Source organism: Aestuariivita sp. (assembly GCF_049276915.1).
GTDB lineage: Bacteria > Pseudomonadota > Alphaproteobacteria > Rhodobacterales > Rhodobacteraceae > Aestuariivita.
In genome coordinates this window covers 1-5,937 of sequence record NZ_JBASXK010000074.1, presented here as the reverse complement: position 1 = coordinate 5,937, position 5,937 = coordinate 1, and the positions used below count along the sequence as shown (strand labels likewise).

General features: G+C 61.3%; 5 protein-coding genes. 4 read left to right on the top strand and 1 reads right to left on the bottom strand.

The annotated features are described in order from the left end of the window. The first annotated feature begins 175 nt into the window (after positions 1 to 175). The 4 genes from WAO69_RS07665 to hisD all read left to right on the top strand — a co-directional run bounded on the left by WAO69_RS07665 (position 176) and on the right by hisD (position 5,147). Entirely contained in the window at positions 176 to 1,138 is a 963-nt protein-coding gene (locus tag WAO69_RS07665; RefSeq protein ID WP_422177695.1) for a glycine betaine ABC transporter substrate-binding protein, read from the top strand. Positions 1,139 to 1,218: 80 nt separating this feature from the next. After that, on the top strand, positions 1,219 to 2,250 hold the full coding sequence (locus WAO69_RS07660; protein ID WP_422177693.1) for a quaternary amine ABC transporter ATP-binding protein: 1,032 nt from the start codon (positions 1,219 to 1,221) through the stop codon (positions 2,248 to 2,250). Further along, positions 2,247 to 3,806 carry an ABC transporter permease gene (locus WAO69_RS07655; RefSeq protein WP_422177691.1) on the top strand — a complete coding sequence of 520 codons (1,560 nt, stop codon included), beginning with the start codon at positions 2,247 to 2,249 and terminating at the stop codon, positions 3,804 to 3,806. Before WAO69_RS07660 ends, WAO69_RS07655 begins: the two co-directional genes overlap by 4 nt. Positions 3,807 to 3,839: 33 nt before the next feature. Further along, on the top strand, positions 3,840 to 5,147 hold the full coding sequence (gene hisD, locus WAO69_RS07650) for a histidinol dehydrogenase (RefSeq protein WP_422177689.1): 1,308 nt from the start codon (positions 3,840 to 3,842) through the stop codon (positions 5,145 to 5,147). 5 nt (positions 5,148 to 5,152) lie between these two features. On the opposite strand, the gene WAO69_RS07645 is transcribed toward hisD, so the two are convergent. Next, a complete protein-coding gene (locus WAO69_RS07645; RefSeq protein ID WP_422177687.1) occupies positions 5,153 to 5,851 on the bottom strand; it encodes a LysR substrate-binding domain-containing protein in 699 nt (232 codons plus the stop codon). Positions 5,852 to 5,937: the final 86 nt, after the last annotated feature.

Genomic DNA, 5,937 nt, shown 5'->3' with positions numbered 1-5,937 from the left:
AACACCATGATTTCTATGCGAAATATCACCATCAGGACAGCGAAATCAGCGAGTTACTTGGGGAATGTGGGTTTAGGGTCAGGCACAACGTCATTTGTTCTCAAAAGCACGGCCCGTCTTGTGGCGGTGACAGTGCAGATCAAAAAAAACTGCTTCAACAGGGAAAGGCTTCACTATGAAATTACACAAAACGAAAGCTCTGATGACCTCGGCGATCGTGGCTCTGGGTGCTGCGACCTCGGCGCAGGCCGCGGATCTTGTGCTGGGCGTGCCGAACTGGCCTGCCGCGAATGCGACATCCAACATTCTAAAGCTGGTGATCGAAGAGAACTTTGGCCTTGAGGTCGAATTGCAGAACGGCACCAACCCCATCATCTTCGAAGCGATGGATGCCGGCTCGATGCATGTGCACCCCGAAGTGTGGTTGCCCAACCAGGCCAACCTGCACGAGAAATTCGTCAACGTCGAGAAATCGGTGGTCATGAACGAGAACCCCGTTCAGGCGGTTCAGGGCATGTGTGTGACCAAATACACGGCCGACACCTATGGCATCACGTCGATCAATGATCTGACCGACCCCGACAAGATCGCGGTTCTGGACAAGGACGGCAACGGCACGCCGGAAGTATGGATCGGAGCACCCGGCTGGGCCTCGACGGTGATCGAAAAGATCCGGGCCAAGTCCTATGGCTATGACCAGACAATGGAGCTGAAGGAATATGACGGCACGGTCGCATGGGGCGAGCTGGGAGCAGCGGCCAATGCGAATGAGCCTTGGATCGGCTTCTGCTATGAGCCGCATTTCATTTTCGTGGCCTATGACCTTGTCTACCTGGAAGAGCCGCCCCACGATCCGGCGACCTGGACAATCGTGCAGCCCACCGATGATCCGGCATGGCTGGAGAAATCACAGGCCTCGACCGCCTGGAAAGGCGCGACCCTGCACCTGCATTATGCAGCCGAAGTACGAGAAAAATTCCCCGAAGTGGCGGCCATGTTCGACAATTACTTCATGCCGCCCGAAGTTCTGAGCACCGCCGGCTATGATCTGTCGGTCAAGGACATCCCGGTGGAAGAGTTTGCCCGCGACTGGGTGGCCAACAATGAAGACGTTGTTCTTCAGTGGCTGACCAACTGAGCCAGGTCTGGCCATGAAGACGGGGATGCGGGGGCTTTCGCCCGCATCCCTTGCAATACACTCAGCAGCAGGACCAACGCATGACGGAACATGTGGTCGAGCTTTCCGGCGTGTGGAAAGTGTTTGGCGACAAGGCCAAGGATACAATCAGGGATGCCGCCTCATCGGGGCTGTCCAAGGCTGCGGCTCTTGAAAAATACGGCACTGTCATCGGGGTGCGCGACGCGAGTTTTTCCGTCGCGCGGGGCGAGATCTTTTGCATCATGGGCCTGTCGGGATCGGGCAAGTCCACATTGGTGCGCCATGTGAACCGTCTGATCGAACCCTCGGCGGGGTCGATCAAGGTGCTGGGCGAAGATGTCAGCGCGATGAACCCCAAACAGTTGCGCCAGATGCGCGCGACCCATATCGGGATGGTGTTTCAGCATATGGCGCTGATGCCGCACCGATCCGTGCGCGAGAACGTCGCCTATCCGCTGGAAATCCGCAAGATTCCGAAATCGAAACGCTGGGCCATTTCTGATCATACCTTGGGTCTTGTGGATCTGACCGGCTATGAGGACCGGCTGCCCAAGGAATTGTCCGGCGGCATGCAACAGCGCGTGGGGATCGCGCGCGCCCTCGCATCGGACCCCGAGATCCTGCTGATGGACGAGCCGTTTTCCGCGCTTGATCCGTTGATCCGGCTGCAGTTGCAGGACCAGTTCAAGACCCTTGTGCGCGATCTGAACAAATCGACGCTGTTCATCACCCATGATCTGGATGAGGCCATCCGCATCGGCCACCGCATCGCGATCATGAAGGATGGTGTGATCGTGCAGATCGGCACGCCCGAGCAGATCGTGACCCAGCCTGCTGATGACTATGTGCGCGAGTTCGTGCAAGGGATTTCGCGGCTGAAACTGGTCAAGGCGCATACGATCATGGAACCGCTCAACGGGACCACGCCTGCCGCCGATGCCCGGCGCGTATCGGGTGACAGTGATCTGGACGCGTTGATCGATGTGTCGGTGAACAGTGATCAGCCCCTGATCGTGCAAAGCGATGGTCAGGATGTGGGTATCATCACCAAGACGACGCTTTTGCGCGGCATTCAGGGGGGCAAGGGATGAGCCAGGCAGAGACGAACCTGAACGCGAGCGGAGCAGTCCGGGATATCGAGGTGGACCGCGAGGCTCTGGACCGGTCGATTGCCGAATTCACCGGGCCGAATGCGGCCCATTACGCCAAGGCGTTTCACAAGATTCACGACAGCACCGGGGCGGTTCCGCGCGTCTTCAACTGGGCGGCGGCCCTGGCGGGGCCGTTCTGGTCGGCGGCGCGGGGCATCTGGGGCATGTTCTGGGCCTTCATCATCCTGGAGATCATCGCCTTTGTGCAGATCGGACGCGGGGCCTGGGGCGAGTTGGGGGCTGACGCTCTGGCGCAGGCGGAACGGCAGGATGCGCGCGCGCAGCAGTTCTTGCAGCGCGCGGCGGATGCCGAGGCGGCCGGGCAGGATCCCACGCGGTTTCTGGAGCTGGGCGACAACCTGCTGCGCTCGGCCGAGCGCAGCCGCGAAACCGCCGAAGCTGCGGCGGGCGATGCGCAGATGATCCTGCTTGCCGGTCTGGCCCTATTGCTGGTGTTGCGACTGATCCAGGGCTTTTGGGGAAACATCGCCTATGAACGCCAGTACAGCCGCTGGCGGATCGATCCACAGGCTGTGCCTTCGGGGCGGCCTCTGAAGAACCTGGTTCTGGGGCTGGCGCTGGGGCTGATCATCATTCCGCTGACCGTCTATCGGTTCACGGTCGAGGGGGTCAGCGAGTGGATCACCGCGTTCCCGGCCGATCCGGATGTCTATTCCGGCACGGCGCGCTGGCTGGAAGGGGTGATTGATGATGCGGCGCGCAACGGGGCTGGGGCGTTCGACGGGATCGTTCTGGCGGTGCGCCGGATCCTGGATGCGATTTCGGTGGCGCTGATCGGGACGCCGTGGCTCGTGGTGATGGCGGTGATCGTGGTGGTGGGCTGGCGGGCGGCGGGTCCGCGCGTTGCGATCTTCACGGCTGCCGCGCTCGCCTATATCGCGCTGCTGGGGTACTGGGAAATCGCGATGGAGACCGTGGCGCTGGTGGGGGCTGCGGTGGTGCTGTGTGTGGCGATGGGTATCCCGCTGGGTATCTGGTTCGGCAAGTCCAAACGCGCCTATAACTTTGCAGAGCCGGTGCTGGACTTGATGCAGACATTGCCGGCCTTCGTCTACCTGATCCCGATCATCGCGTTCTTCGGAACCGGCAACCCGCCCGGCATTCTGGCGACCATCATCTTCGGAATGCCTCCGGTGATCCGCCTGACAGCCCTTGGCATGCGCGGTGTGCCCGACAGTATCAAGGAAGCGGCAACCGCCTTTGGCGCGACGCGCTGGCAATTGCTGAAAGATGTGGAGTTGCCACTTGCCCTGCCATCGATCATGACGGGTGTGAACCAGACCATCCTGATGTGCCTGTCGATGGTTGTGATCATCTCGCTGATCGGCGGGGGAGGTCTGGGTCAGGTGATCCTGGAAGCTTTGCAGTTTGCGGCCAAGGGGCCGGGTTTGCTGGGTGGGTTCGCCATTCTCTTTGTTGCGATGGTCATTGACCGGATTGTACAGGGTGCGTTCCGCCGTGCGGATCAAAAGTAACCTCGTGTCTGCATTGAAAAAGGTGTGCGCCAGATGGGTATCACATATCTGAAAAAGGCGGCCATGGCCGCCGAAGAGGGCCAGGGCGATGTGCGCGAACTGGTGCAGGGCATGCTTGACAGCATCCGGGCTGAAGGCGACGCGGCGGCGGTGCGCTATGCGGCGGACCTGGACAAATGGACCGGCCCGGCCATGGTCACTCCCGAGCAGATCGCCCAGGCCTGCGCGCAGGTGCCCGAGCGGCTCAAGGACGATATCCGCTTTGCCCATGACAACATCCGCCGCTTTGCCGAGATGCAAAAGGCCACCATCGTGGACAGCGAAATGGAGGTGCGCCCCGGCTTCATTGCCGGACAAAAGCACATCCCCGTCAATGCGGCGGGCTGTTATGTGCCGGGCGGGCGCTATAGCCATATCGCCTCGGCGCTGATGACGATCACCACGGCCAAGGTTGCGGGCGTCAAACATGTCACCGCCTGTTCCCCGCCCAAACCCGGCGTCGGCATTCCCGCGCCCATCCTGTTCACCATGGATCTGTGCGGTGCCGATGCGATCCTGAACATGGGCGGCGTGCAGGGCGTGGCGTCCATGGCGATGGGTCTGTTCGGCCTGCCGTCCTGCGATATTCTGGTGGGCCCCGGCAATCAGTTCGTGGCCGAGGCGAAACGGATGCTGTTCGGCCAGGTCGGCATCGACATGTTCGCCGGTCCCACCGACAGCATGGTAATTGCCGATGAAACGGCCGATCCATTCCTTGTGGCCTGGGACCTGGTCGGACAGGCCGAGCATGGGTATAACTCGCCGGTCTGGCTGACCACCAACTCGCGCGCACTTGCCGAGCAGGTGATGGCGCTGGTTCCCGGACTGATCCGCGAATTGCCCGAGCTCAATGCCCAGAACGCCGCCGCCGCCTGGCGCGATTATGCGGATGTCATCCTGTGTGACAGCGCCGAGGACATGGCGCGCGTCAGCGATGAATACGGCCCCGAGCACCTGCATGTGCAATGTGGCGACCTGGACTGGTGGCTGGCCCGACTGACCAATTATGGCTCGCTGTTTCTGGGCGAAGAGACCACGGTCGCCTTCGGGGACAAGGCGGCCGGTCCAAACCACGTTTTGCCCACGTCAGGTGCCGCGCGTTACACCGGCGGGCTGTCGGTGCACAAATACATGAAGACCGTCACCTGGCAGCGCGCAACCCGCGACGGGGCCCGCGGTGTGGCCGAGGCCACCGCGCGCCTGTCGCGGGTGGAGGGGATGGAGGGTCATGCCCGCACCGCCGATATCCGGCTGGCGAAGTTCTTTCCGCATGAAGTGTTCCAGCTGAGCGTCACCGACTGAGGCGATCACCTGCGCAGGATGCATTGCGCCGGTCCGGGCGTGTTGAAATGCGCCAGACAGGCATCCACAAAGCTTTGCACCAGCCGCCGGGGCCGGGTCTTTTCATATCCGACCGCCAGTGTCAGCGGGGCATGTGCGTCGGAAATCGGCACTCCCACCACCGTTTCGCCGGTATAGCTTGTCATGGTCAGGGGCTGCATGTTCAGGATGGCCACCCCGCGACCGGCGCTGACAAGGCTGCGCACCATTTCGGTGGAATTCGCATAGGCGATGATCCGGGGATCATGCGCGCCTGCCTCGAAAAGATCGCGGTAATAGGCCGATGCGACCGGGCGGTTCAGACCCACAAGCGGTTCCTGTGCGATCTGGGCCATGCTGACAGCGCCCTGCCCCGCCAGAGCATGCGCGCTGGGCATCAGGCAATAGGCCCGGGCCTTGATCAGCTCGTCATAGGCGACCGAGGGGCGCACGCCCTCGCTGACGAAGAGAATGGCGTCGAAAAGGCCGCTCAGCAATCCGTCCTGCGCAGTGTCATTGTCGCATTCTTCCAGATGCAGCGTGACCTGTGCCGGATCAGGCGCGACAGAGGACAGGATCGAGGGCAGGAAGGCCGGGGCAATCGGTGCGTAATATCCGATCCGTAATGTCCCGCTGAGCGATTGCCTGAGAGCCTGATTTGAAACTATTTGAGTGAGTTCAGTCACTTGTGATTCTGTTCGGTTGTAAGGCTGAATGGAGATCACAATGGCTTGGACTGAACTCACCCGTCGTCAACATGCCCGACAAGGCG

Coding starts and splice junctions, on each gene's coding strand:
- WAO69_RS07665 (WP_422177695.1), top strand. CDS start 176: ATGAAATTACACAAAACGAAAGCTCTGATGACCTCGGCGATCGTGGCT.
- WAO69_RS07660 (WP_422177693.1), top strand. CDS start 1,219: ATGACGGAACATGTGGTCGAGCTTTCCGGCGTGTGGAAAGTGTTTGGC.
- WAO69_RS07655 (WP_422177691.1), top strand. CDS start 2,247: ATGAGCCAGGCAGAGACGAACCTGAACGCGAGCGGAGCAGTCCGGGAT.
- hisD (WP_422177689.1), top strand. CDS start 3,840: ATGGGTATCACATATCTGAAAAAGGCGGCCATGGCCGCCGAAGAGGGC.